23 protein-coding genes, 1 CRISPR repeat array and 1 other annotated feature are annotated in these 24,183 nt (G+C 39.5%); of the genes, 7 read left to right on the plus strand and 16 right to left on the minus strand.

Translation table 11 applies throughout. The features are described from left to right. From FHQ08_RS10665 to FHQ08_RS10675, 3 genes are all read right to left on the minus strand, one after another. The coding region (locus FHQ08_RS10665) for a helix-turn-helix domain-containing protein (RefSeq protein ID WP_230914399.1) at nt 1-383 on the minus strand (383 nt) is incomplete at its 3' end. A gap of 347 nt (nt 384-730) precedes the next feature. Beyond that, nucleotides 731-955 (minus strand): hypothetical protein, encoded by a 225-nt coding sequence (locus FHQ08_RS10670; protein ID WP_230914400.1) that lies wholly within the window; start codon nt 953-955, stop codon nt 731-733. A gap of 14 nt (nt 956-969) precedes the next feature. Continuing rightward, entirely contained in the window at nt 970-2,724 is a 1,755-nt protein-coding gene (locus FHQ08_RS10675) for a hypothetical protein (protein ID WP_230914401.1), read from the minus strand. 155 nt (nt 2,725-2,879) lie between these two features. On the opposite strand from FHQ08_RS10675, the gene FHQ08_RS10680 reads away from it, so the two are divergent. The 5 genes from FHQ08_RS10680 to FHQ08_RS10700 all read left to right on the plus strand — a co-directional run bounded on the left by FHQ08_RS10680 (nt 2,880) and on the right by FHQ08_RS10700 (nt 6,860). Continuing rightward, nucleotides 2,880-3,197, plus strand: coding sequence for a hypothetical protein (locus tag FHQ08_RS10680; protein ID WP_230914402.1), 318 nt, complete (start codon nt 2,880-2,882; stop codon nt 3,195-3,197). Nucleotides 3,198-3,690: 493 nt separating this feature from the next. Beyond that, a complete protein-coding gene (trpX, locus tag FHQ08_RS10685) occupies nt 3,691-4,695 on the plus strand; it encodes a tryptophan ABC transporter substrate-binding protein (protein ID WP_230914403.1) in 1,005 nt (334 codons plus the stop codon). Next, nucleotides 4,692-5,615, plus strand: coding sequence for an ABC transporter permease (locus FHQ08_RS10690; RefSeq protein ID WP_230914404.1), 924 nt, complete (start codon nt 4,692-4,694; stop codon nt 5,613-5,615). The genes trpX and FHQ08_RS10690 overlap by 4 nt, the downstream gene beginning before the upstream one ends. Then, a complete protein-coding gene (locus FHQ08_RS10695; protein ID WP_230914405.1) occupies nt 5,584-6,357 on the plus strand; it encodes an ABC transporter ATP-binding protein in 774 nt (257 codons plus the stop codon). Before FHQ08_RS10690 ends, FHQ08_RS10695 begins: the two co-directional genes overlap by 32 nt. Nucleotides 6,358-6,374: 17 nt before the next feature. Beyond that, nucleotides 6,375-6,860, plus strand: coding sequence for a GNAT family N-acetyltransferase (locus FHQ08_RS10700; RefSeq protein ID WP_230914406.1), 486 nt, complete (start codon nt 6,375-6,377; stop codon nt 6,858-6,860). 256 nt (nt 6,861-7,116) lie between these two features. Here FHQ08_RS10700 and FHQ08_RS10705 read toward each other — a convergent pair whose 3' ends face one another. The 5 genes from FHQ08_RS10705 to aroD form a co-directional block, all read right to left on the minus strand. Continuing rightward, nucleotides 7,117-8,286 (minus strand): trans-sulfuration enzyme family protein, encoded by a 1,170-nt coding sequence (locus FHQ08_RS10705; protein ID WP_230914407.1) that lies wholly within the window; start codon nt 8,284-8,286, stop codon nt 7,117-7,119. A gap of 15 nt (nt 8,287-8,301) precedes the next feature. After that, nucleotides 8,302-9,513: a MalY/PatB family protein gene (locus FHQ08_RS10710; protein WP_230914408.1), complete on the minus strand. Its 1,212-nt coding sequence runs from the start codon at nt 9,511-9,513 to the stop codon at nt 8,302-8,304. A 26-nt stretch (nt 9,514-9,539) separates the two neighbouring features. Further along, the gene (locus FHQ08_RS10715) at nt 9,540-10,655 is read right to left on the minus strand and encodes a 5-methyltetrahydropteroyltriglutamate--homocysteine S-methyltransferase (RefSeq protein WP_230914409.1); all 1,116 of its coding nucleotides are present in this window, start codon (nt 10,653-10,655) and stop codon (nt 9,540-9,542) included. Between the two features lie 79 nt (nt 10,656-10,734). Next, nucleotides 10,735-10,994: a binding site (T-box leader), on the minus strand. Nucleotides 10,995-11,060: 66 nt separating this feature from the next. Beyond that, nucleotides 11,061-11,702 (minus strand): NAD(P)H-binding protein, encoded by a 642-nt coding sequence (locus FHQ08_RS10720; RefSeq protein WP_230914410.1) that lies wholly within the window; start codon nt 11,700-11,702, stop codon nt 11,061-11,063. A gap of 73 nt (nt 11,703-11,775) precedes the next feature. After that, nucleotides 11,776-12,567, minus strand: a complete 792-nt coding sequence (aroD, locus tag FHQ08_RS10725; RefSeq protein WP_230914411.1) for a type I 3-dehydroquinate dehydratase — start codon at nt 12,565-12,567, stop codon at nt 11,776-11,778. 196 nt (nt 12,568-12,763) lie between these two features. On the opposite strand from aroD, the gene FHQ08_RS10730 reads away from it, so the two are divergent. Further along, nucleotides 12,764-13,006 (plus strand): hypothetical protein, encoded by a 243-nt coding sequence (locus tag FHQ08_RS10730; RefSeq protein ID WP_230914412.1) that lies wholly within the window; start codon nt 12,764-12,766, stop codon nt 13,004-13,006. Nucleotides 13,007-13,093: 87 nt separating this feature from the next. Next, a CRISPR array of direct repeats spans nt 13,094-14,848; the repeat unit is 30 nt; unit sequence ATTTACATTCCAGTTCTATTAGATAAAAAC. A gap of 178 nt (nt 14,849-15,026) precedes the next feature. Here FHQ08_RS10730 and cas2 read toward each other — a convergent pair. The 8 genes from cas2 to cas6 are packed head-to-tail and all read right to left on the minus strand — an operon-like array spanning nt 15,027 to nt 23,276. Continuing rightward, the gene (gene cas2, locus FHQ08_RS10735; RefSeq protein ID WP_230914413.1) at nt 15,027-15,308 is read right to left on the minus strand and encodes a CRISPR-associated endonuclease Cas2; all 282 of its coding nucleotides are present in this window, start codon (nt 15,306-15,308) and stop codon (nt 15,027-15,029) included. A gap of 6 nt (nt 15,309-15,314) precedes the next feature. Then, nucleotides 15,315-16,304, minus strand: a complete 990-nt coding sequence (gene cas1b, locus FHQ08_RS10740) for a type I-B CRISPR-associated endonuclease Cas1b (protein ID WP_230914414.1) — start codon at nt 16,302-16,304, stop codon at nt 15,315-15,317. A gap of 17 nt (nt 16,305-16,321) precedes the next feature. Continuing rightward, on the minus strand, nt 16,322-16,810 hold the full coding sequence (gene cas4, locus FHQ08_RS10745; RefSeq protein WP_230914415.1) for a CRISPR-associated protein Cas4: 489 nt from the start codon (nt 16,808-16,810) through the stop codon (nt 16,322-16,324). Between the two features lie 9 nt (nt 16,811-16,819). Then, nucleotides 16,820-19,132, minus strand: coding sequence for a CRISPR-associated helicase Cas3' (gene cas3, locus FHQ08_RS10750; protein ID WP_230914416.1), 2,313 nt, complete (start codon nt 19,130-19,132; stop codon nt 16,820-16,822). A gap of 13 nt (nt 19,133-19,145) precedes the next feature. Next, the gene (gene cas5 / locus FHQ08_RS10755; protein ID WP_230914417.1) at nt 19,146-19,910 is read right to left on the minus strand and encodes a CRISPR-associated protein Cas5; all 765 of its coding nucleotides are present in this window, start codon (nt 19,908-19,910) and stop codon (nt 19,146-19,148) included. Continuing rightward, nucleotides 19,897-20,793, minus strand: a complete 897-nt coding sequence (cas7i, locus tag FHQ08_RS10760; RefSeq protein WP_230914418.1) for a type I-B CRISPR-associated protein Cas7/Cst2/DevR — start codon at nt 20,791-20,793, stop codon at nt 19,897-19,899. The genes cas5 and cas7i overlap by 14 nt, the downstream gene beginning before the upstream one ends. After that, nucleotides 20,793-22,493: a type I-B CRISPR-associated protein Cas8b1/Cst1 gene (gene cas8a1, locus FHQ08_RS10765; RefSeq protein ID WP_230914419.1), complete on the minus strand. Its 1,701-nt coding sequence runs from the start codon at nt 22,491-22,493 to the stop codon at nt 20,793-20,795. Before cas8a1 ends, cas7i begins: the two co-directional genes overlap by 1 nt. A gap of 15 nt (nt 22,494-22,508) precedes the next feature. Then, on the minus strand, nt 22,509-23,276 hold the full coding sequence (gene cas6 / locus FHQ08_RS10770; protein WP_230914420.1) for a CRISPR-associated endoribonuclease Cas6: 768 nt from the start codon (nt 23,274-23,276) through the stop codon (nt 22,509-22,511). Nucleotides 23,277-23,657: 381 nt separating this feature from the next. Here cas6 and FHQ08_RS10775 point away from each other — a divergent pair, with 381 nt between their 5' ends. Continuing rightward, entirely contained in the window at nt 23,658-24,008 is a 351-nt protein-coding gene (locus FHQ08_RS10775; RefSeq protein ID WP_230914421.1) for a hypothetical protein, read from the plus strand. Nucleotides 24,009-24,183 lie beyond the last annotated feature (175 nt).

Genomic DNA, 24,183 nt, shown 5'->3' on the forward strand with positions numbered 1-24,183 from the left:
TTTTGTTGGTCGAATGTGCCGTTTTGAATAGCCCGATAGATCGTATTGTAGCTGATTTGGAGTTGATGATGTTCAACCACTAAGCGGTTCGCAATTTCTTCAGGGGACCAATGGCATTCTAAAAACAGGTGTTGGACGATCTTAAGACTCTCAGGATCTGTCAGCTTTCTTTTCCTACCGCAATTGCGCTTTCTGTCTGTATAGAGTTTATGTGCTTTAGCAGGTGAGTAGTTATGTGTGTCCTGATTCCTAGCAAGCTCACGATAGATCGTTGAAGGACTACGTTTAAGGGCCCGTCCAATAGTTAAGCTGCTTTTTCCTTGGGCATGCATTAAAAATATCTGTTCTCGTTCTTCTATGGTAAGATGGTGGTAGTGGCTCATAGCTAAGACCTCTCTTTCAATAATGTTGTTGGTAGCACCTTTATTGTACAGGATTCTAGCTATGGGTCATTTTTATTTGCACTTAAATTGTAAATTCAAGAGATAAAAATAAATCCTCAATAATTTTTTAATAACTCTTAGTCGGCCTAAGTATATCATTTTAATATTTAAAGGCTTAATAATTAGTACTATATTGAATTTAAGTATATTTAACCCATATTTATATAAATAAATTAATATAGATATGATGTCATCAACTGATACAAAAAAAACAGCTGGCTCAAAATTAATATTTTGCAACCAACTGCTTTGATTTACGGATATTATGTTTTTGAATTACGATAAGCCTACTTTTTTCGAAACTTATCAAGTGCGGCTTTGACCTCACCCATAGCTTCAGGCTTGATCATGCCCATCGCCTTAGGCACGATCGACATGAGATACATTGTATCTAATTTATTTTGATCGTGGCGTTGACTTACTTCATCGATCAACTGGGTCATTTGCTCTGTTTGGTCAGGCTTGGTCCGTTCCAAAACAAATTTTTTTAATTTATCTGTCTGTTCTGACATTTGATCACCTCTGCTTAATATTTTCGGGGCATGATATGACTATCCAAATAGCCGCCCCGTTTAATTTTAACAATCCCATAGGTCCCTAACAACGAATTTAGTTGATCTGTTGCTGTTGTCTGTGATTGCTGCGTATTCGTATTGCCAAATAGTTTCTTAGTCGTTGTGGCGCTTGGTTTTGAATCAGCTGGCCTTGGTTTTTCATCACGATAAATTCTTTCCTGAACAGGTGCAAATTCATAAGTCAGCGTTATTTTACGAGCTAACAAACGTCCTCGGGCAATATCCTCATTAATATCTTCCAAAGCTTGGATACCATTGCCATTGGCGCCCGCTAAATAGCTTGGTAAATAATTCGCAGGATCATCGTCCAAAGTTAGCTGACTCTGCTGCCAATTAACCCGATATTCCCGAAAGGACTTAGGATAGCTAAACCGGTCATGCTTGGGATCCGTTGCAATCTTAGTACTGGCTAACTGATAAACCGAGCGCGCTTCGGTCGTCTGATACTTTGTGATCAAGGTCAATTGACGTTGGTAAACATAAGTTAATAACGCCCGATGAGAGCGGCCATTGCCATTGGTTGGTGCCCGATTCAAAGTATCCACTGCTTCAATAGGATCAGCGGTACCGACATCGGCCAATAGTTCTCTTAGTGAACCGACAACTTCACGATCGGTAATCAATAAAGATTGATCTAGATCCAATGCAAACCCAGCAATCGCTGTCGGCGGTAAAAAATAGATTGACGTTGAACTAGCCGTATTTGCCTGTCTCAAAGCTTGGTAGCCAGCACTTTGAAATCTTGTTACCGCAACATATTGTAATGGTCCCTGCTCGATTTCACTAGCTTGCGGCACACTAGCAATCGCGTGCTGCTGGGCTTCTGATAGACCACTACGTTGCCGCTTCAATGCCATCAGCGTATCAAAAGCCTTCGCTTCAGCATCGATTGCCGCTTGAACTTTAGCTGTTGTTTTTTTCTCTGCTGCTGTCACAGTTTGACTCGAAACCGCTAAATCTGCTAACTTGGCTTGAAAAATTAAGCTCTCATTTTGTCTTGCATTCAATTGCAAAGTCATTTGTTCAATTTGACGTTGAATCTCAGTTAATTGTTGGTCAAAAGACTGCTCAATATCATTCTGTCGCTGTAAAGCTTGTTGTAATTGTTGTTTCCCGTTTTGTAGTTCCTGAGCATAGTAGGCTTGTGTGGCCTGGGTCTGAGCTGCTGCCTGGTCTGTGCCAACTGCCACATTATCTTGCAACCGACGTAATTCGGCACTAGCTGTATTGACACGTTGCTGTAAATCAGCGTTTGTTTGTTGATTTGCGGTCAACTGCGTAGCCTTATTTTGAACCAATTTCTGACGTTGTGCCGTCAATTCCTGATAATGCTTCTCTAGGGCTGCCGCCTGTTGCTGGGCTTGAGCCAATCCAGCCGTCAATTGTTGTTGATATTTCGTCACGGCTTGGTGTTGCTGCTGGTTTTGTTGTCGATCTTGTTGCAATGCTAATTGCGTCAGCTTTGTCCGCTGCTGGGCTTGTTGGTATGCTGCCTTAGCTGCCTCGAGCTTAGGATCATTTACAGTTTGTTCTTGGTGCGCAATCGGGATAGTGGGATGAGGGATCAGCGGCTGCCGGCTATAATCAGGCATGCCATCAGCTTGTGTTGCCGATAAATTCACGCCCAATGCATCAGCCAAAGAGGCACTAAATAGTAAAGGTTTCGGCTGAAAATTCATTAAATCTGTCGTTTTATCCTCTGCCATTGTGGCCCCTCCTTGATCACGTATTTATCTTCTTAAATTATACCGCGAATAATCTGACTTTGCGCAGTAATTCAATTTCAAAAAACTTTTTATTTATAACTTGAGTGCGTCACATACCGAAAAAAGAACTATAATAAATTATAGAGGCGATTATAATGACTGATTTATCAGAAAAAATTATAACAAAGGGTTATTTAACTGCGGAAGACTCTGCAGATATTGATAACGGTGAAAAAGGTCAAGCATTATGTGATAAACTTGATAAAGAGTTGCATGATGCTGGGAAAGATCCATATCTAGCTTTTGAATTATTCGACTATGAAAATGGGATCATCAAAGGTATTATCTTCAACATGGATATCATCAAAACACGTGAAGATGCCATGGATAAGCTCTCCGAAGTATCCCACAATAAAGAAGTTAAAATCACACAACAAGCCGAAGAAGAAATCAACGAAATCGGCAAAGCTTAATCAGAGCGTGAACAGTGCTGGGTAAGCGTTGCGCATTAATCTAGAATTATGCAGTAGGTGCTTGCACCTGCAAGTAATTCGTAGTTAAGCAAAACGATTGGCACTGTGAACGCGTTTAGAGCGTGAAAATCATCAACTAATTTCAAAATAATTCATTTTTTACTTGACGTACACTTGCCTACATGGTTAAATGAGAAATAAGTTAATCAAAGATGAGAAAAGAAAGGAAGTTTTCAGCATGACAATGACACGATCTTTAAGTTTACATACTTGGACTTCCGCTGCTTGGTGGCAAAGCCACTAGCGGTGGATCGTGTTTGATACGGTCTACCAAACGTAGACCGTATCTATGCTGAGACCTTCTTACTATAGCTCGCATGGATCGGTAATTCGATTTATGCGGGCTTTCTTTATCTTCAAAAAGACGCACCCGCAAAGAAATATTGTGGCTGCGTCTTTTTAATTACTTAATTTATTTCTAGGAGGAATGGAAATGAAACGACTTTATGCATCCATCTTAATTATACTGATTTTTCTCGGTGTGGCTGGCTTCTCATTTAAAGCCAAAACCGCTGGGCAAACACAAGCTAAGCAACTACCAACAATTGGCATTTTACAAACCCTATCGCAGCCAGCGCTAGATGATATCACCAAGGGCACCATCGACCAGCTAGCTAAACGCGGCTATCAAGATGGTAAAACCGCGCATATCACTGTCTTAAATGCCCAAGGCGATCAAAGTAATCTAAAATCCATGGCCGAAAAATTAAACACTAAAAACCCCGACCTAACCATTGGTGTGGCAACACCCGCAGCCCAATCACTGGCAAACATTCAAAAATCTACCCCAATGATCATGGGTGCGATCACCGATCCGGTTTCAGCTGGTCTTGTTAAAGACTTAGCTCATCCTGGCGCCAATATTACCGGTATTTCTAACCGTAATCCGACAAATGCTCAGATTGCTTTAGTTCACAAAATCATGCCTAATGTCAAAACTTTAGGTGTCATTTATACGGCTGGCAGTGTTTCCTCACAAACTACCGTAGACCAATTAAAAACGATTGCCCCGAAATATGGGCTGACGATCAAGCCTTATACGATCAGCACCACGAACGACTTAGATCAGGTCTCCCAACAAATGTTAAAAGAGGTCAAGGCGGTTTACATTCCCCAGGATAATAACGTCGCCAGTGCGATGAAAACTCTTGTAAAGAATGCCAACATCGCTCGTGTGCCTTTATTCCCACCGGCAGGGACCATGGTTCACGATGGGGGTCTAGCTACGATTGGTGTCAATCAATACAAGCTCGGAGTCGCCACCGGCAATATGGCCGCTGATGTTTTGGAAGGTAAGGCAAAACCAGCCACAACGCCTGTTAAAGTCATTGATAAAGGTGAATTGGTCTTGAATCTGAAAGCCGCCAAGCAACTTGGTATCCAAATTCCCGAAAACTTGATTCATGAGGCACAAACGAAAGGAGAACTGATCAAATGAGTTTAGTCACTTCAGCAATTGGACAAGGTCTATTATATGGTATCTTAGGTATTGGGTTATTTTTAAGTTTTCGAATCTTGCGGTTTCCGGATATGACCATTGAAGGCTCGTTTCCTGTGGGCGCTGCCGTCTGTGTTACGGCTATTACCAATGGCATTTCGCCTTTGATTGCGACGCTGTTGGCATTTATAGCTGGTGGTCTAGCCGGACTGGCAACAGGTTTACTCTATACTAAAGGTAAAATTCCAGTTCTATTAGCGGGTATTTTAGTGATGACGGCGATTTATTCTGTTAATCTTCGCGTCATGGGAAAATCAAACGTTTCTCTGCTCAATGCCAAAACACTGTTTACCAGCCGGCTTTATGATCAGTTACCACCCTATTTTAACAGTATTATTTTGGGTATATTGACGGTAGCTTTGACTTTTGTCCTCTTAACATTTTTCTTAAAAACAGACTTGGGTCAAGCTTTTATCGCTACTGGAGACAATGAAGATATGGCTCGTTCGCTAGGGATACATACCGATACCATGAAGATTATTGGCCTCGTGGTCTCTAATGGGTTTGTCGGTTTATCCGGTGGCTTGATTGCCCAAAATGACGGCTATGCTGATGTCAATATGGGCATGGGTGTCATCGTCATTGGTTTAGCTGCAGTTGTCATTGGTGAAGTCGTCTATGGCGACCTTACCATGACCCAACGGTTGCTAGCTGTGATCTTTGGCAGTATCATTTATCGTATTGTGATTTTATTCGTGCTCCAACTTGGCTTCAATACCAACGATTTAAAGCTGATCTCAGCTATCGTATTAGCTTTAGCCCTAATGTCACCTGCTTTGAAAAATAAATTTCAGCTACAAAAATTAATCCAGCGAGGAGTGGCCCGTCATGAACAAACAGCCAATGTTACAACTAAATAATGTGACCGTTACCGTTAACAACGGCGGTCAAGACATCGATATTCTGAAAGCCATCAACTTAAATATTTACCCCGGAGATTTTGTAACCATTCTCGGGACGAATGGCGCTGGTAAAAGTACCCTTTTCAACGTCATCAGCGGCCACCTCACCCCTACTTCCGGACAGATTTTATTAAATGGCGAAGATGTTACCAAATTTTCTGAAGAAAAACGCGCAAAGTACATTTCCCGGGTTTTCCAAGATCCTAAGTTAGGAACAGCCCCCAGAATGACCGTCGGCGAAAATCTATTACTGGCGCAAAAACGCGGCCAGCACCGCGGGTTAAAACTGCGCAAATTAAAACAGCAGCGCCAAGAACTTGTTAAGGAATTGAGCCTTTTTGAAAATGGTTTGGAAAATCGTTTTGAAACCCCAACTGGAGATCTGTCCGGCGGTCAACGTCAAGCTTTGAGTCTAGTGATGGCCGTTTCTTCAGAACCAGATCTCCTTTTATTAGATGAACATACAGCTGCCCTAGATCCTAAAACCAGTGCGCAACTCATGACGTTCACCAATCAAGTAATTTCTGAACGTCAGCTCACTTGTCTTATGATCACCCACCATTTAGACGACGCCCTAGCCTACGGTAATCGCCTCTTAGTCCTGAATGCTGGTCAAATTGCCGAAGACTATGACCAAACAACCAAAGCTAATCTTTCCAAAGAAGATATGCTAGAGTTCTTTGATAGTGCCATTGCATAGGTGTAGCGTAAGAAATTATGTCTAATATAATAATAAAAAAACTCACCGAAGTGCCACTAAAACAAAGACAACAATTCTTCCAAAATCATTGGGGAAATACTAAAATGGTGATTTCTAGTGGCACCTATAACCTGGATGCTTTACCTGGATTTGTACTTTTGAAAGATAATAAAATCGTAGCTTTAATCACATATGTCAATCAGCGTTTCGAAGTTGAGATTATTTCGTTAGATAGTGTCATTGAAAATCAAGGTTATGGTACTCAATTGATCAATTATTTGGAGCGCTATGTTAAGAATCAAGGTGCCAAAATAATTACTTTGGTTACGACTAACGATAATTTGACTGCTTTAAAGTTTTATCAAAAGCGTGGTTACCGTATTGTTGCTATTTTTCCAGATGCTGTTGATCGCGCTCGTCAGACCAAACCGGAAATTCCCCTAAAATCAGACGCCGGCATTCCAATTCATGATGAATTGAAACTTGTAAAAACTCTTATTTAATAAAACATTTTAGCTAGTATTTGTTAAACATGGTATAATATAGACATCAAAAAGGAAGCCCCTCTAAATTTAGGACTTCCCGTGCAAGCCGCTTCAAAGGCGGTGGCTAGTGTCAGATCGATTTTTAGTTGTCCCGTAACCTGCCAAAGTTACAGCGGGGCGGCTTTTTTTATTTGTAGTGCTTGTCGATGTATGTCAGAGTAACCAAAAACACCACAACCTCATAAAAGGATTGTGGTGTTTTTGTCTACGCTATTTACTGTCGTGCTTTATCTAAAGCTTGGGTCATATCCCAAATCAAGTCAGTTTTATTTTCGATTCCTACCGCAAAACGCACAAGTCTATCTGTGACGCCGATCTTAGCCAAGGCTTCATCAGGGTAGGGTTCATGGGTCATGGTTTTAGGCTGACATACCAGACTTTCCACGCCGCCTAAGCTAACGGCCAAATCAATCATTTGTAGCGCATCGAAGAATACACCTAAATCGACTTCTGGTTTGACCTCAAAGGACAAACAGGCGCCTAATCCATTGGCTTGCTTTTGCTGGATAACAGCTTCGGTATTAGAGTACCAGCCCGGATAAAGTACACGGGCGACCGCAGGGTGTTTATCCAATGTTTCCCGCAAATATTTTAGATTTTCCTGCTGTCGGTCTAAGCGCAATGCCATGGTTTTCGTGCCGCGAATCAGCGTATAACTATCGAAAGGACTTAAGGTAGCGCCTAACGTATTTTGATAAAACTCAAATTTTTCCGCCAAACTATCGTCATTACAGACAATAAAACCAGCCGACAAATCTGCATGTCCCCCATAAAACTTAGTAGCCGAATAGGCAACGACATCTGCCCTTAAAGATAAGGGCTTTTGTAGATAGCTCGTCATGAACGTGTTATCCACTACCAGCAATGCACCATGAGCGTGGGTCAACTCAGCTACACGAGCAATATCAACCACGCGTAACGTAGGATTAGCTGGTGTTTCTAAAAACACGATTTTTGTATTTGGTTCAAAGTCTGAATCGCTCAATTGATTCAAATCCGTTTGAAATTGACAGGAAATTTGTTTCTTCTGGAAGAAATCGATGAAATATCGGTAAGTACCACCATAGATATTGCTGGAACTGATCACGTGGTCGCCGGGCGCCAGCAGCTCAAAAATGGTACTTAATGCTGCCATGCCAGACGTAAAGCCATAAGCGTGTTTTGCACCTTCTAGACGAGCCACTAAGTTTTCAGCTTTTTGACGCGTCGGATTTTGTGTTCGTATATACTCATAGGCACCCTGATGATCAATATCCTTAAAACGATAAGTCGTTGATAAGAAGATTGGAGGCATGATAGCGCCGTACTCATTCTTTCGCGCGGGTACACCTTGAACAGTTAAAGAATCAAAGGCGAGTGCATGATCAGTTTCAACTTTTACCATATTTCAACCTACTTTCTACCTATTTCGTTTCTGTTTTAATTGTGTGACTAACCGATCAGTCGCTGCCTGAACATTTTCTGGACTCGTCGCCAAATTCAAACGAATATAAGTCTGATCTTTGGGCGAGAACCAAGCACCATAATCGACTGCTAAACCACAGGTCTCTTGAATAAATTTTTCCGTTTCCTCTGGTTGAATGATCGGAGCCAAATCCACATAGCTTAAATAAGTGCCCTGCAAATCAGATACAGTGATTTCGGGGACATTCTCAGCCAAAGTGTCTTTTAAATATTGATAGTTATAACGGATCACGGCCAATAACTTATCGAACCAAGCCTCACCTTCGTTATAAGCAGCTTCTGTCGCAACTTGACCCAGCAGACTGCCCTCAACAATATGCTGACTTTCTGCAAAGGCATCATACGATTGACGTAACTTTTCGTTAGGAATGATCACATGAGAATTCAATAATGCCGCCAGGTTGAAGGTTTTTGAAGCGGCGTTTAAAACAATCACTTGATCTGCATAAGCCCCATCGGCCACTTTCAATACGGACGTAAAGCGCTGCTTGCCAATTTCAAAATCTTGATGGATCTCATCAGAGACCAGCTGTACCCCATAAGTGTGACAAAGCTTTAAAACGGCTTCTAATTCAGCCTCTGACCAAATACGGCCCACAGGATTATGCGGCGAGCAGAAGAGTAATAATTTAATGTCCTCATGTTGGAACGTTTTTTCCAAGTTAGCAAAATCGATCTGCCAGCCTTGATCACCATTTAGCAGATCCACAGAAACAACTTTACGCCCTTGATGTTCGATAGCTTCCGTAAAGGGGTAGTATACCGGCTGCAAAACGGCTACCTTTTCGTTGGGTTCAGTCAGCCAATTGACGACACGATACAAAGAGTTGACCACACCAGTGTCAAAGCGGATCCAATCTTGCTGCAAAGTCACCTCATGACGCCGCTTCTGCCAATTTATAAAAGCATCATAATAGCTCTGGGGTGTGAAAGAATACCCAAAAGTCCCGGCCTGTGCTCGAGCAACAAGGGCATCTTGAACCGCTTGGGGTGCTTTAAACTCCATATCGGCCACCCACATTGCCAAAAGATTGGCGTCCCCATACTTGTCTTGTAATAGATCCCATTTTACCGAATTCGTATTATGCCGATCCACCACGTGCTCTGCTACAAATTGTTTCAACTCACCTGATAATGGTGCAACCATTGTTTATCGCTCCTTTTTGTTTATCATCATATGTCCCAGACTGCTTTAGCTGTATTTACAACTAATTGAAGTTTGCGCCATTGATCGGCTTCCGTCAACCGATTCCCTTCTTCGGTGGAAGCAAAGCCGCATTGGGAAGATAAGCAAAGCTGCTCTAAAGGGATGTACTTAGCTGCCTCATGGATCCGCGCAATTAATTGCGTCTGTGCTTCCAGTGCTGGTTTCTTAGAGGTTACTAAGCCGAGTACCACCCGTTGATGATTCAAGCCATTAGCCGCAATTTTGGCTAAAGGTTCAAAGCCGCCAGAACGGGCATCATCGTATTCTAAGAAATAACCGTCAATGTGGAGTTGCGCTAGGTACTCAGCGACGGGGTCATAAGCCCCGGCACCGGCCCAGGTTGAGTCGTAATTGCCCCGGCAAACGTGCATGGTCAAAGTTAAGTCTTCTGGCTTGTTGTCGGCGATGGCATTGATGGCTCTTACGGCGGCTTCAGCTAACGGCACTAAGTCTGGATTCAATGTACCTTCAGAGAAGCTAGCCCACATCCCCCATGACGTGTCATCGATTTGCAAATAACGGCAGCCCAGATCATAAAAATGCTGGATCGTCTTTTGATAGGCCAAGACTACATCGGCGACGAAAGCGTCTAAATTGTGATAATGGGTGTCTACAATTTTAGCGTCATCGCTCGGAAAGAAAACTGATGGGCTGGGGATTGTTTGTTTTGCGGTGACACCATCAGGGACAATACTTTGTAAATATTCAAACCCGGCAAAAAAGGGATGATCAGGATTGTAAGTGATCTTATCAGTGATCTTGATGCCGCCCCTACGCGTCTCTTCACCGTTGAAATTATAACCGTGGGCTGGAGTGAAAAATTCAGCCCCATTTAAACCATCATAAAAATCTAAATGCCACCAACTCCGTCGAAACTCTCCATCTGTGACATCTTTTAAGCCCAATTCAACCTGTTTTTTCACGATCCGTTTAATTTCTTCATCTTCCACGTGATGCAACTCTGCTTCAGAGAACTTATGTGCTTGAAAATCAGCCCGAGCTTGCTTCAATCTTGCTGGGCGTAACAGGCTACCGACCACATCATAGCGGTTAGGAAACTTAGTTTTAACAATAGTTGACATATGAATCTCTCCTTCTAAAAAATAATTTTGTGCCATAACATTAATAACAATAAAAAAACGCCCCCAGAAATTAAAAACTTCCAAGGACGATCGATCTCGTGTTACCACCTTAATTTTTAACCAGCTCACACTAGTTAACTCAAAGAGTACAGTCGGCCGTAAAACCCGACTAGACTCCAGCGCTGTAATGGGCGCGCCCAATATCACCTTATGTCGTGTCGCCACTCGGCAATATTTCGCTTCAAGACCATTTTCATAAGTCCCCGCACGTTTACTCACACCAACCATAAACTCTCTTTGCTTTGGGTCACTTATTACTTATCTTTTCATTGCTTTTTAATTAAATATTAATGTTGTATCTATATTACTAATCAAGTTATTATCTGTCAACCCTATAATTGCAATTTATTTATCTCTAACCGTAAAACGGCTATGAATCGCGCTTGGTTGTTCTAATTCATCTAAAATAGCTGCAGCCATATTGCCCGTACTAATTTGTGAATTGCCCGCTTCATCAACTAATAATTCATCTTTGCCACGCAGATAGCCCGTTTTGGGACCAGTTGGAAAAGCCATTGCAGGTGAAACCGCGATCCAATTGACTTCTGGATTCATTTGCAAATAAATATACTCAAAATACTGATAGCGCGCGCCATCGAACCAAGGCTGCTGCGCTGTTGTTGCATCAAACGTATGGTAAATGACCTGCCCATTAATCTCTAGACTAGAACTACCAATGATAAATAAAGCTATTGCCTGCGTGTCTCTTAATAGATGCATGATATGTGTCGCCATATCCAGATGCAAATAGCCCTTCCCCGAACCCCAAGGGACAGATAAAGCATCAACAATCGCATCAAATGGCACTAAATCAGCCGCCGTTAAGTCAAATGTGTCTTTCACTAACAAGTGTGCCTCATCACCTAATTTGGCTTTAGCTTTGGCTTCATTGCGCACAATCGCCACTGGTTCATGGCCGCGTGCTTGCGCTTCTTGATAAATGAAAGCACCAGCACGGCCAGCACCGCCTAAAATACCGATTTTCATAATTATGCCTCCTGAATCATTATTAGAAACGATCAATTGGCTTCATTATATAAAGTTCAAGCCAAAAAGCCCATTAATTACGCTCGAATGTCTGCAGTACCTTCGCCACGAAATCTGTTGGCAGCTGACCCGGTGCCGAAAGCTGTTGACCAACACTGGCAAAAGTCAAAGCTGAAGGAAAAATATTGCCACTAACACGGGTTATTTTGCCTAAATTACCCATGCCCATAATAGCCAGTGGCTGCTGTAAATGATCAGCCGCCCAATCAGCAGCTTCAAAAATCGTCAGCACGTCTTGGCGAGAGCGGGGTTGGACGGCAATTTTCAATAGTTGCGCGGGTAAAGCTGCCATCTCTTGAAGTAATTCTTTGAGATCAGCCAGTTTAGGGGTGCGTTCAAAATCATGATAACTTAAAATCACCGGCCGACTTAAAAGCCCACTTGCTTTTAAGATTTGGCGGCGTACTTCGTGATCCATGGTGTACTCTAAATCAATGGCATCCGATAATTCTTGTCGTAAAATCAATTGATATTGCTTCAAATAAGCCTCGGCATCCCCACTGAAATTGCCACCTTGAGCCTGAGTCCGTACCGTAGCTAGCAAAGCTTTATTAGCCGCTTTCAAGTCCATTTTCATACCTTGGGCAGCCTTAAAAATAGCTGCATCCGATACCGTTTCAGTCATATAATCTAGGCGCCATTCAGCAATAGCTGCCGCTGGATCAGCAATAACTGCCTGACATTGTGCCCGCACTTCAGCTAAAGTAGCCCCAGTAAGTGGCGCGGCAATTTTAGTTGGTTCAAGGCCACCGACAGTTACTGCACCTAAATTGATTGCTGTTTGCATCACGTTACCTCGTCTCATTTTTAATTAATCCTAGCATATTTTGAATTATGCTGTCTGTAGGGAAAAGGCCTAGATTCAAAGAACAAATGGTCCCACTGATAACTCAATTCCAACCGATACTTTTAAATTACAATTAGGCTTACCAAGTTTGTTTAATGCCGAAAATAATAATTTTTATAATTTAAGCCAATATTATACAGGTGGTACTCTGGGATTGATTCAGAAAAATCACACGAGTGAACCCATCTTCTCTGAAGATAGCGCACAAGTGGTGTACAGTAAAAATTCTACTTTTAAGACAGACACTCATGTACCCACCAATTTAGTCCTAAACTACCAGCCGGGTAATGCGGATACTAGCAATACCAACAACATTACCTTGACCACGCCAAATCAATTAAAGCCGGGTAAATATGTTTCAACGATGACCCATAATATGACTATTTCAACTAAATAGAGTTGACGAGTTAAAAAAAGAACATAACTGATATTTTTTCAGTTGCGTTCTTTTTGGGTGATGAGGGTAAGCATGTTGTTGCTTGTAATTTACATTCCAGTTCTATTAGATAAAAACGAGCTCATTCAAGTGTTTCTTGATCAAGATCATCGTCATTTACATTCCATCTTTATTAGATAAAAACCTATGCCTGGGGTTCTAAATCTAGCAGCGGTATCTGGATTTACATTCCAGTTCTATTAGATAAAAACCAAAACGTTCAGTTTTAAACTCAAAAAGGGCAAAAATATTTACATTCCAGTTCTATTAGATAAAAACACAAGATGGTGGGTATCACAGTGCCGGTCATCGAATTTACATTCCAGTTCTATTAGATAAAAACTCAATGATTCTTTGTCGCAAAGCGGCGTCTTGGATCGATTTACATTCCAGTTCTATTAGATAAAAACTGATTTAGGAAAGCTTGAACTGACAATCTATAAAAAATTTACATTCCAGTTCTATTAGATAAAAACGTCTAAACGGATAAAGGGCAAGGGCAAGCTGAGTAATTTACATTCCAGTTCTATTAGATAAAAACCATTGCAACAAGGAAAACGAGTAGAAGATTGCAAAGTTTACATTCCAGTTCTATTAGATAAAAACTAATATGACCCAACATCAGAGGTGTTCAAGCTCACAATTTACATTCCAGTTCTATTAGATAAAAACTAAAGCTACTGGAAACAAGATAAATAAAGTTGAACAATTTACATTCCAGTTCTATTAGATAAAAACCAAGAATGATATTTCTTCGCGGTGGCAACTGGTTTAATTTACATTCCAGTTCTATTAGATAAAAACGTATAACGTTGTTGACAAATTAAAGCGTGAAAAGAATTTACATTCCAGTTCTATTAGATAAAAACGTTTCAATGTTGCAGTCTACAACCGCAATAACTATTAGGATTTACATTCCAGTTCTATTAGATAAAAACGAGAACTATGCGGCTAACAACAATGCTCACGAAGTTCAATTTACATTCCAGTTCTATTAGATAAAAACGATTTCGTAGCATCTAATAGCGATTTCACTTCTTTGGTTGATTTACATTCCAGTTCTATTAGATAAAAACATACGGCCGAAAATGAATTGATCTCCGACGGTAGTAATTTACATTCCAGTTCTATTAGATAAAAACATTTTACGACGAATTAAATGACCTATACGGCGATTTGAATTTACATTCCAGTTCTATTAGATAAAAACCGACGGGGCTTACAATTCGATGTTATTAGATGATTATTTACATTCCAGTTCTATTAGATAAAAACGAGACCAAACCTCTTGGTACAGCTGAAGCACTAGCAATATTTACATTCCAGTTCTATTAGATAAAAACCCCTATAAGATGTCCCAATACATTTGAGCCTTTTGTATTTACATTCCAGTTCTATTAGATAAAAACCATAAGAGCTTACATCTCCTTGTGTCCATTTAGAATATTTACATTCCAGTTCTATTAGATAAAAACGTCATTCTTTTTAAGTGCAGCAATGTCCTTTTGTGATTTACATTCCAGTTCTATTAGATAAAAACTGGATTTTCAACCTTTTTCAAAAATCCATTAACGGGATTTACATTCCAGTTCTATTAGATAAAAACTTTGATTGAATTCCCGTATGTTTCTGGAAACAGCTATTTACATTCCAGTTCTATTAGATAAAAACGCCGATGATGTCCAGGATAAAACACGTGTAACTGGCTATTTACATTCCAGTTCTATTAGATAAAAACCGTATAGCTTTTTGAAGCACGAGGAGGTAGTCGACATTTACATTCCAGTTCTATTAGATAAAAACCCCAGACAAAGCTACATCAATAGAATAGCATATTTTCATGCACTATTCTGTCGATATGCCCAAAATTACATTTTCTTTTCTAAAATAATCTGTTAAGTCCGGCCGTAATGTTGATATTACGCCTGTTTTACTGTCTGTCGATACCCCATCAAAAATACAGAGCTGACCATCGACAGTTTTAAAAGATATTAGATGTTAAATCTTCCCGATCCTGACCAATATATTCTTTCTTAAGCCAGTTCTTATTTTGATTCTTAAAAATAATGATTGAATCCAAATCATCCCTTACAAAGGGTCTTAACTCAGCTTTCAATGCTTCAAGCTGGGACTGAGATAATTCACCTTCAAAAACGGAAAACTGGACATGTGTTAAATACTTTTTACAGATCTTAAATACCCATCGCTGTGTTTTAGCACCATTGCGTTCTTGGGAAAGATCGTAGACTAAAATTACATACATGTCGGATCACCACCATATTACAAAGGGTTCATAAGCTTTTTCACCCATAAGATCCTTGATCAGTTTGTAGCATTCTAGTCGAATCAAATGCCGATAAGAAACCGAGCGTTTCAAATCTCGATGACGTACGGTTGTTTTCAAATACTTATCAAACTCAGTGATAATTTTTGTCTGGCCCGTACGTTTTAGAAATAAGCCATTTGAACCATTTTCAAAATCAGTGGCGGTAATAATCTGTTTATTCAATAATGAAAATATCAATCGATCGCTAATTAATGGTTTAAAAATCTCTGATATATCTAAACTTAATGAGAATCGTCGCTCACTCGGTACATGCAAAAAGCTAACCGTAGGATTTAACTGTGTAACATATATCTGTGATAAGCATGCAGTATATACCATCGTATTCACAAATGAAATCAAGGTATTCACGATATTATCTGGTGGTCGGCGGACACGAGTTGTAAATTCATACTTATGATTTAAAATTTCCTCCCAACAGCCATAATAATATTTGTGAATATCCCCCTCAATTCCCATCAATTCACTAACTGCATTTGCACGTGGAATTAATTTTTCTAAGCTTTTAATACTATCAATACTTGTTTCAATATCACGTCCACGCTGCTTATAATAACGTAGATTTCGTAAAATGTTAGCTGTCGCACCTGCAACAAACTGTTGTGCCAAGCGTAATTGCCGTTTCTTATCAATCACACTCGCGACCTGTTTGACTAGCAAAGTCCCTGAGACATTACTCTCTTTGGGATAAAAAGATCCCGTGTAGAAACCATAATAATTAAAAAAATGAACCGGAACTTCTTTTTGAGCAAGATAATTCAAACACTTCGTATTGGTGTCCACTTCTCCGAATAAATAGAGATCACGAATTAGTTCAATCTTTAAATCTTTGTATCGGCCGTCAGTTGCCTCCATTCGTACAACGTTATCCTTCCGAGCCAAGCGACCATTGGAAAACAAGTAATAACTCTCCACCTGCTCATCCCCTTAGGCTAACTAAAACAATACTCGTAATAAGCGCAGCTTTTGCAATATGGTAATCTATGCACTGGTGGTACATTAGGCTGGTTTACAACTTCTTGGATAGAATTCAAAATTGATCTTATTCTTTTACGATCAGTTGCAGTTAATTGATACTCCTGTCGTTGAAAAAGTTTAGGGTAATCCAAGATACCCTTGGTTATAGGTACGCCACGTTGCTCTAAATAATACATATAGTATTTCAATTGCCAAACAGCCGCGTCTTCTATGGATTTTGCTTTTTTGACTTCATGAATTGTAGACCAATTCTTAATCATATCCACATTGATAATGCCATCAATTTGATATTGTTTGTGTTCACGACTATAAGTAGACTCGTCAATAATTTTACCAATACGAACTGCTTCACTAGTATCTTCAAAATCTAGTTGGTGTGTAAAAAGCCAAAGTTTTCGTTGACAGACAAAATAATAATTGATCATATTACCTGTGATTCTCATAGTTTCACCTCAAAAGATATTGTTTCCACTAGATTTATCTTCGGTTTTCCCAGGAAACTTCTCGAAATCAACCCCAATTTCAGAACTATAAGCAACATCAACAACTTTGAGATTTGGCAAATATTTCAGGCCCAGATTTCTCTGTGCATAATTTTGAACACGCCAATGAGCGATAGGCACCAAATATTGCTCCAATTTAGTTTGGGCTTCAATTCGTGGCAACCGCCGTCGTGCCTTTGGGTCATCACCATTAAGTACTCGCACCAGGTGATCAACCTCCTCTTGATTGTCATCATAAGTTGACTGAGGCATCACATCAACGTTAGTGACATCACGAAATCTTTGCTTAACTTCATTTAATGACGGATTATCATCTTGAACTGCCTTTAAATAACCTATTACCTTTGTCATACGTTCATAGTATTGACTATCTTTTAAATTCTCAGTCGTAAAGGTTTCATTGATCAAATCTAATTTATCTTGTTCACTCAGCGGTCTATCTAGACCTTGAATTGCAGCTTTGGAAAGTTGAAACATATCAATATCCACCACTGATTTTTTGTCTGAACCAATACCTGAAGTGGTTTTTTCACCACCATCATAAATCAAAACATTCGGCGTTTCGCCATCATAGTTACGCCGACGGTATACCCGTCCCATCCGTTGAAACAGGCCACTTAGCTCAGATAATTCAGTCAATAATATGTCAAAATCAATATCTACTGAGGCTTCAACAATTTGCGTCGTAATCCAGATAACTGGCTGATCATCATTTTTGGTTGCAAGAATTTGTTTAACTTTCTCATTTCGATCCCTGCGAATAAAGCGGCTATGCAGTAAATGGACATTTAATTTGGGATCGAGTTTTTGCACCGCCCGATACAAATTCGTGGCCTTCTTAACCGTATTACAAATAACCAGCATCTTATCGCCACGATATTGATCAATAATATCTGTGGCTTCAAGTTCAGCCTGAATTGTTTTGACCCGGTGGCGATGCGTAATTTTGGTATCTAAAAATACATTTGGCGCAGGAAGTTGAATATACTCTTGGCGCATTAGATCAATCACAAGTGGCGGTAAAGTTGCTGTCATCACTAAAAATTGACCGCCAAAGTCTTGAATCACTTTTAACCCGTAAATAATATAAGCCAGTAATTGCGGGTCGTAATTTTGAATTTCATCTATAACAACTTTTGAATAGGCCAAAGTTGCAAGCTGTCGTTCAAAGCCCGCTGGATGAAAAACAAAAGTAAAGATTTGATCTAACGTCGTCACCGTCAAAGGTAGCGACATCGCTCGGGTTAATTCTGCATATTTGGTTAGATTATCTTCTGAAATATTCGCATCACTAATTAATTTGGCATAAGTCCCCGAATGCAAAACACCGACACGATCCTCAATGACATCTTTTGCCGTTCCATCAAAAGTTTCACGTGTCATTTTTACAATACGGTCATAAATACTATTGATTGCGGCAATTAATGGTAGCACGAAGAAGCCTTTACCTTGCTTTAGCCAAAGCAAAGCGCCCTCAGTTTTACCCATCCCGGTTTGCGCAATCACGACCTGACTCTCATCAGCATGGTCTGCTAAGAAATGTTGCATCTCGTTCCAATCAGCATTCGGATTGTCCTTTTTAAAACCGGCTAACTTGGCAGCCAGTGCTTGCGGTAAAAAGTCATTCGAATATTCCACTTGATAATGGCCACCCGCGGCATAATCTAACCGATTTAATAGACCTTTGATCATGACGTATAGGTGGTATGCTGGATCCTTACCTAATAGCTTTTTGCCTGGTTTTAATAATCGATTCGATATTTTTTGTGGCACCAATTGGGGCGGATAATCAAAATTATTTATTTCCGAAAAGTCAAATTTTGCAGCATCATTCTTCAGTAAATCAATAGCCTTTTGATAATTGGTTAACTCAATATGCGAAAAATCACGTTCATGGTGATAGGCAATTGCGTGAATCAAGGCTTTAGTATGGTTAGCTTCCTTTAATTTTTGCTTAGGGTCAAAATCGCTTTGTATTTCTTTAATTGGGACTAAAGTTACACTTAACAACGCATGGGGGATTTCTTCAGACGAGGGCTTCCCGCCTTGAAGCAATCGTTTTTGAAATAAGCTATTCATTTTACCCAAGTCATGATATTGAGCCGCTATTTTCAATAACGTCCAATCATTCTTATTTAAAACATCAGGATAAATTTGTTTTAAAACATGAAACTGTTCTAAAAGATGATTGGTATGTTCAGCAATAGTCTCGCCGTACTTGCGTTCACCATCGACTTTTTCAGATTTTGCATAATATGTCATTTGCGAAACCACCTTAAGCTAAGAAAACCAAATCACCCTCAGAGTCAACTAACTGCTCATCATAAAGGTAGAACTGTGAACCATAAATTACTTCTGGTTTTTCAACCCATACCCGAGCTAGTTTGGGTTGTTTTTTATTACCATAATTTTTTAATTCGTAACGTTTAGGAATGTGGTACCTTGTTCCCGCAACATTACTTTCGGTTGATTCAACCTCAACAGTTTCTGTTTCGGTAATCAAATCTATTGGGAAATAGGCAGCCCAATTTGGATTTCCCTTATGATATTGCTCATTTGTCATTTCTTCGATTTCAGTTTCATTAATATCTACTTTATTGACAGATTCAAAAACAGCCAGATCTTCATGCCGACCGAGTGCGGGATAAGCTCTTGGTTTTTTTAAAGCTTGATAAATCAGCTCTAAGTCCTGTTCATCAGCCGGTACAATGTGAATCATCAAATCAACATCAACTAATAATTCTGTGGATCCAATTCCCCTAGTCACACCCATACCATTAACATTGATATTATGTCGAGATGGTTCAAATTTTGCGCCATTTTTAAATTCATAGCGTGTAAATACATCATTTGTTTTCGAAAAATAGGAACCTTGCACACTTATTTTCATCGGATGATAAGTTTGAAAGTCTGCTAAATAGTGAACCATTCCAATAATCGTTGAATAGGGTGGCAAAGGATAGGTCTCGCGTAAGCCAAAACTAGCTGGTTTGCGGTAATTCGCTGTTTCTTGATGTAGGCAAAGTTTAATGCCCTTCATAATAATCAGCTACCTTTGTTTTTAACGTGTCGAAAGCATCTAAAACAGATCTAGCCCCCAATTCACGTTTCACGTCATCTGAGTTACCAAATTTATCGGCAACAATCCCAACGGCTGTATTAGCCTTAATTTCTTGATTCATGGCTTCTGTAATTGGGGCTATTTGAATACTATCGTCTTTTAAAGTCACCACATTTTCAAAAATCGGATTTTTCAAATCATAGACGCCACCAATAATGAACAGTGGTTTTAAGTCCTCTCGGCGGCCGCGAATATCCCGATATAGAAAAGCAATTGTATCTAAAAGCTTTTGCACACGTCTTGATTTCTCCTGATTGTCAATATTATTCTCTTCATTATTAAGATCAATTCCAATTTGGTCCAAATCAATTGTGACGGTATAACGATAATAAGCGTGATGAATTTCCGCTTGGGCAATAGAATTGAAAATATTAGGATCATTCTCTTGCTTCCGCATCCGTGCGGCTAATCCCATATTTGTCAAAAAGTCCGTATCGCCTTTATAGGTTTCTAATGAAATGGCATTAGACAAACGCACTTTAGCTGAACGAACGTCCCCATTTTTACTCTTCTCAGTTTTTAAATAACCAAAGAAGTCTAGTTCCGGATAATCTTTAATAGTTGCTTCCGGTGCAAATTGAATAACGGTTTTATTACCACTACCAGCGTTGGTTAGTTTTGCTGGTGTTTCCCCTAACTGGTCAACAATGTTGTATCGTAATGCTTGCCGCGAGATGTATGTATACTGATTACCATCCTCTCGAGTCATTTTTTTCAATAAACTAAAGTTTCCCATACTTTCACCGTAATTTGCTGATTCAGCCTCAAAAATGATTGTCGCTGTTAGTCCTTTAATTGCCATTATTCATTACCTTCCTTTAATTGTTTGACTGGTTCTGGAGCCATACTGCTGATGATGCCTGACGTGAATGTTAGACCAATTTCTTGAAACAAATTGTCATCCAGAAAAATCTGATCAAATACTTTAGGTACGACAGTACCGATCTCCATGTAAAGCCGCAAAACAATTTGCATGAATCGTTGTCTATCATTTGCATTCAGACTCTGTAACAATTTAACGGCTGTACTATTTAGACGATTTAGGTTACCTTCTTGTTTCTCAAAACGTTCTCTAAGATGGCTGCCACTACCCTTTATTTTTTGTAAATCATCTAACGTCAGATCTGTATTGGTCATTATCTTTGCCTCCTCTAAAAATGCATGATTAATTATTAACGTGTTGAGATACTGATTAGCCGAAACTTTGGCATTGCTTGGATCATTGATCAAAACATACATCATCCGCCTTGCCAGATTAAAAAGATTTTGATTATTCAATAGTGCTTTTACAACTTCATCATAGAGATAATATCTAACGCCACTGAAAACGAATCTAGAACCTCGCAATAACTTAAGTCGTTTGCCTTCTGACCTATTCAGTGTTCTCAGCAGGGCTCTGGGAATGATACTAAATGTATAGTGTTCATTTTCATAGCGAACAATTTGAACGTCAGCTGCTTCATAGATTGCAGCACGGTCTGTCTCCGTATCTTTTAATGCCTCAACCATAGCGCCATAGGGACTGTTGTAACCTTGTTGCTTGATATCATAATGCATTTCAGCATCTATCGCTCGGTTAATATCGACTAAACTTTCAATGTTTGAATTTGCATTGATAAAGATACCAGACTGACCTGCATAATTGATGCCTGCTGGCAGACAGCTAAACTGCCACTGACAAATTGGACAAATAAATAAGTCACTATTAAACTGCCAGGCATTGGAAGTCTTTCGGTTCAAGTCATACCCCATGAATTCCAAAAAACCATAACTCAAATCTCGCTTTTTCATCGGCCGGCCGCAATTTGCACAAATGTATTTATCCTTGGCATGATCTGTAGCCATATAATTAAGGATTGGCTGCACAAACGATTGATCGTAATCTTCATAAAAATCTTTAATTTTAGTTTGCGGATTCAAGAAACTAATACCACCCCAAGCTTTTTGAATTACAGAATACTGAACAACTTTGGCCGGTATAAACCTCTTTGCCTCTGGTGTCTCAAGATATTTGAAAATTTGATTGATAATTGGCTGAGTTTGTTTGACAGCTTCTACAACCTGTGGCGATTTCTGTACCCAATTCTTCTTAGTAACTTTAGGTAATCTAGGCAAGGCTTTAAGTGCCGCAATGACATCAAGATTGCCATCAACAAGTGTATAAGCGGACTTATAACTAGCGGAAGTTAAATATTTTTTTACCGTATCTGAAAGTTCAGTTGAAAATTTAGCATAATTGTCAAAATCTACGTTTTCGAAGAAGTTTGTTTGCTCCAACCAATTTTTAAAATTCATGACTTTCGTATAATTAGAAGTACGTGCATAGGTTTTTACAAAATAAGAAAAGTAGCGTGTAGCAAAATCATCCAACATTTCTTTCTTAATGGTAATTTGATTATCTGTTGAACTTAATTGCTCACTATTCAAGCCTAAAATATTGATCACGCCAACTGTACTGGCCGCATTCAGCCATGTATCTGTACCTAATAAAATTCCATCCATAATTTTCCTCCTTTCTTAAATTTTAAAAATAAAGCCTGCCCCTGATCCTGTTTTTGAGCCTAGACCACATTTAAGTGCCATTTCTAAAATATTGGTTGGTCCCTGAATTAATAGACGTCCGGTACTCGCTTCAACACACTTGTCAAACATGCGAATAACCGTTTTTTTCATTTCAACTGGTTGGATTTCAAACTTATCCAGGTCTGTTTTATTAGTTACGTAATCCCCGAGCTTCAACTTTAGATTTTCCTGAACTAGGGATTTAAATTTGGCTTCATCCCTTGTAGCGCTTACAAAAAAGTCCTTTTTAATGTCGACTTTTTCCCGTGCAATGATGGGGCTAGCTGTTTTAACCAATATCCTATCGCTTTCAACATGTGGCTCACGAATTGGCTGAATGCTTAAAATACTAATCTGCAAGTCATCATCACGATGATCAAAACGATTATGAAACGGATGCTGATTCTGATGGGACTGTTTTAAATAGACAAACGCATTATAGAGATTGACTGCTTGCCATTCATCTAAAGCCGAAATATTAATTTTGATATGGCCTGAAGTTTCAATCGTATCCCCTTTGAATTTCCCTTGGTCAAAATAAACCGCAAATGTATACAGCTTTAGTTTATTCTCATCAAATAACTCATGGTAAAAAGATATATTTGTTGCTTGAATGCCTTGCTTAATCAATGAAACAATTGCTGAACGAAAATATTGTGTGACTAACACTTTATCTGTGCTACCCGAACCGTGTTTAAGCTGTGCCTCAACTACAAATCGCAATTTCATACCCCCTTCTTATTTTTATGCTTTGAGTATAGGCGATAATTTTTTGAAAGTCGAGTAAAACAATGTATACAGGTTAAAAGAAATAAATTGTTTTGTTTGGCTTTATATGTTCAGATAATGACGGTTTGCAAAATATAAGCTATAATATTTGTGTTGCATTCTGGAATGTAAAAGTATATATTGTTTTACTTAATTATTTTTTATCTAATCAGTTGTGGCAATGGCACCCCTTTTTAGGGCTGCCATTTTTCTTTTACGACGTTAATTACAATATAGCCACGTTAATCACGATCCGTTTCACATGCCTCACCTTTCATCTATACTTAATAGTAAGTATCCTAATTCATGACTTCAAATGAAAAGGTGGTAAGTATTTTGAAACAAAAACAGATTTTTGACAACGGCTTAATGTTCCTACTAGCGGCCGTTTACCTACTTATTATTTTCTTAGTGCGGCCAAAATCAACTTTAGCTTCTATTTTGGCAACAACCATAGGCATCTTAGTTGTGCTATTTCCAGCATTACGGCGGAAACGTATCCAAAGAAACAAAATTATGACCCTGATTTCAACTGATAACATTAAAGTCCTGTCGCGGATTCAACAAAAAACGGCTGTAGATAAACAACAACTGACTTTATTTACACAGACTGGGGTGGGTGTGCGTATGAAAAAGCTGTACATCATCGAAGCAATTATCGATAAATACGTGGCTAAAAATGCTTAGCAAAGCTCACCACCCATTACATTACCGGCACTTCCAAAACCCAACACAAAAATCGAGTAGGAGACCCTAACGGGTCGGCCTCTCACACCACCGTACGTACGGTTCCGTATACGGCGGTTCAATAACTTAAGCGTTTCTGAATAGACTGGTACGTTGTGGACAGATTGATAAGTCC

The organism is Agrilactobacillus fermenti (assembly GCF_021030645.1).
In the GTDB taxonomy this organism is placed as follows: domain Bacteria; phylum Bacillota; class Bacilli; order Lactobacillales; family Lactobacillaceae; genus Agrilactobacillus; species Agrilactobacillus fermenti.